Annotated in this window: 1 protein-coding gene and 2 pseudogenes; all 3 read left to right on the plus strand. The window is 71.9% G+C overall.

Features of this window, described 5'->3' with window-relative positions:
• A pseudogene (locus G6R24_RS23010) lies at positions 1-406 on the plus strand (hypothetical protein); the annotation flags it as partial.
• 520 nt (positions 407-926) lie between these two features.
• Positions 927-1,841 (plus strand): hypothetical protein, encoded by a 915-nt coding sequence (locus G6R24_RS20120; RefSeq protein ID WP_163550711.1) that lies wholly within the window; start codon positions 927-929, stop codon positions 1,839-1,841.
• A 46-nt stretch (positions 1,842-1,887) separates the two neighbouring features.
• A pseudogene (locus G6R24_RS20125) lies at positions 1,888-2,640 on the plus strand (hypothetical protein); the annotation flags it as partial.

The raw sequence follows: 2,640 nt of genomic DNA on the forward strand, positions 1-2,640 counted from the left end.
CCATGTCTGCCATGGTCAACGTCACTGGTCTGAAGATCCCGTCTCGCCCTACCGCTACACAGGTCTCAAAGATCCATCTGTCCATCTTCTGGTCGGTACCGGCGGATCAGGCTCGCCGACGGCCGGCGACCTGCTCGACCCGCCAGCCGGGCGGGTGATCGTCGACCTGCGTGATCCCGAACCCGGGCGCCGTCGGCGGCGTCCGGTGCATGCCGTGGAGCCGGCGGACTGGCTGGCCTTCCGGGCCAGTGATCATCCGTACGCGTTCGCGCTGATCGATGTCGACCCGGGCGAGCCGGGCGGATCGACGCGCCTGCGGATCTCGGTACTCGACTCGAGTTCGCCGAATCCCGACCGGGTACCGATCGACCGCGTCACGCTGGTCCGTCCACGCGCCGACAGGTAACCCAGGGTGGCCGGTATTCGTCCGGCGCCGAACCAGCGGAGGCCGATCCGTTACCGCCCCCGCGAAGCGCAACGGAATACGCGACCGGACGCTGCACATGCGGCTGCACGGGCAATCACCGTCCGGTCGGATCACTGCCGCCGGTGGAGGCCGACTCCCAGGGGAAATCCCGGCCGAAAGCCCCTACCCACGGCGTTGAAGCGGCCTCATCCCCGACGCGCCAGGCGTTCGCGGCCAGCTCCCGATGATTTTTCTCCTTTTCCTGGACGGCGGACAGGTCCAGGAATTACCTTTCGCCAGGTACTGGTAATCAGCTAACTACACGATCATTGGTCCGGGTGGGACTTGTCCTGGGGGGACAATCATTGGCCAGTGACCACGCAACGGAACAACGGGTTCCGCACATAGGAGCTGCCCGCGCATTGGCCGACCTCTATTGCGTGCCCGCATTGCCGGATCACGATCCGTACCGATCACAAAGGCCTCGCCGGCAAAGCTGGCGGGCCGGCGGGGATCTTCCATGAGTGAGTCACCACCGCAGTCCCTGACCCCGAGTGCTCGCCCGGGTCCAGACCCGGTCACCATCGTCGATCTCCGCGGGCCCTGGCCCAAGCGGAGGACGCCAGCGGCCGCCGAGCCGCCGGCCGCCCCCCGGCTCGTGCTGGTGGGTACCTCCGACGCCTGCGTGGCGCACCGCCCCGCGCCAGCCCCGCCACTCGCCGGGCGCACCCACCCGTCCGTGCTGTTCGTCCTGGTCGAGGCGCCGACCGCCCTGGCACCGGGGCACGAGCCCGCGCATGACGACCAGCATGACCTCGACACCCGCTACGACCCCGACCTGTACACCTTCCTCGAGGCCGACCCGGACGAGCCGATGGCCCGCACCGGCGGCACCCCGGCGGACGACAGCACACCCGCGGGCACCCCGCGGGCCGCGCACGCGGGGCCCACCGCGGAGCTGGACCTGCGGCCACCGTCCGACCAGTGGCCCGCCCCCGGTCCCGCACGGCATGACCCGGACCACAGCCCGCCGCACCGCCCGGCCCACGACCCGACCGATGGTTACGATCCCCTGCTGATGATGCTCGACGTTCTGCGCGAACCCGAGGCCTTCGACCGGGTCCACCGGGCCGCCGGCGCGGTCGCCGGAGGTCTCGTTCTGCCCGGTATCGGCGCCGTCGTCCACCAGCTCCCCGAGCGGTCACGGCACGACCCGCCACCGCGCACCGTCGGACGCCCCGGCCTGGCACGGCGAGCACCGCGAGACCGACTCGGCCGCCTCTACCCCCTGCTACCAGCCCGCATCCGACGTTTCGCGCCCCTTGCCGCCGTCCGTGCGGACTCCCACGGCGACGCGGACTTCCCCGGCGGCACCGGTCCGGCTCCCGGGACGACCGACGACCGTCCCGGCGACACCCCCACCGGCTGGCACTGATGACCAGGCCCGGCCACGGTGGCGGCCCGATCGGAACCGACCTCCCATGATCGGTGATCCGACCGTGCCGCTGCCGCCTGGCCGGGTTCACGACGCGACCCGCATCGATCAGGTCGTCTACGTCTGGTCACGCCATCCACGGACGGGCGAGCAGGGCTTCTTCCCGGTCGCGAGTTCCCTGGGGTCGGCGGCGGCCCGTTCCTGGGACGATCTGCCGGCCGCGCACCTGCTGGCCGAGGACGCCCTCGCCGCCGACGCGACGACGTCCCTGGCCTATGTCACCGGTCCGACCAGCCCAGCTGTCCCGACCAGCCCGACCGGCCCGTCCGGCCTGGGGGTCGGGCCTCGGACGGTGCTCGACGTGTCAGCGGGCGCACCGCCCGAACGGGCCGCGCTGGTGCACCGGGTCCGGGTACCTCGGCGCAGTGGCTCCAGCCCCGGCCGGCTGCGGGCGCACGTCCTGACCGGTCGGGCGGACCATCTCACCGAACGGGTGGCGCTGGCACTGCACGCGGCGGGGACCGCGCGGGCCGAGGCGCCACGCACCTCGACCCGCCTCACCCCGCTGCACCTGCCCGAACTGACCGCCGCGCGCCGGATCGGGGAACGCACGCTGCGCCAGGCCGCCCGCGCCCCCGCCCGACACCACCGACTGACCAACGTGATCGCCGCCGTCCTCGCCTCATCCGGGGCCGGCCAGCCCTTCGCCATCTCGCATACGGGCAGCGAGGAGGCGACCACCCTGATGTGGGCGTTGATCGAACTGCTCGAGGACGTTCTCCCCTATCGCCTGACCTTC

Origin of the sequence: Candidatus Frankia nodulisporulans (assembly GCF_902806475.1) — a bacterium.
GTDB lineage: Bacteria > Actinomycetota > Actinomycetes > Frankiales > Frankiaceae > Frankia > Frankia umida.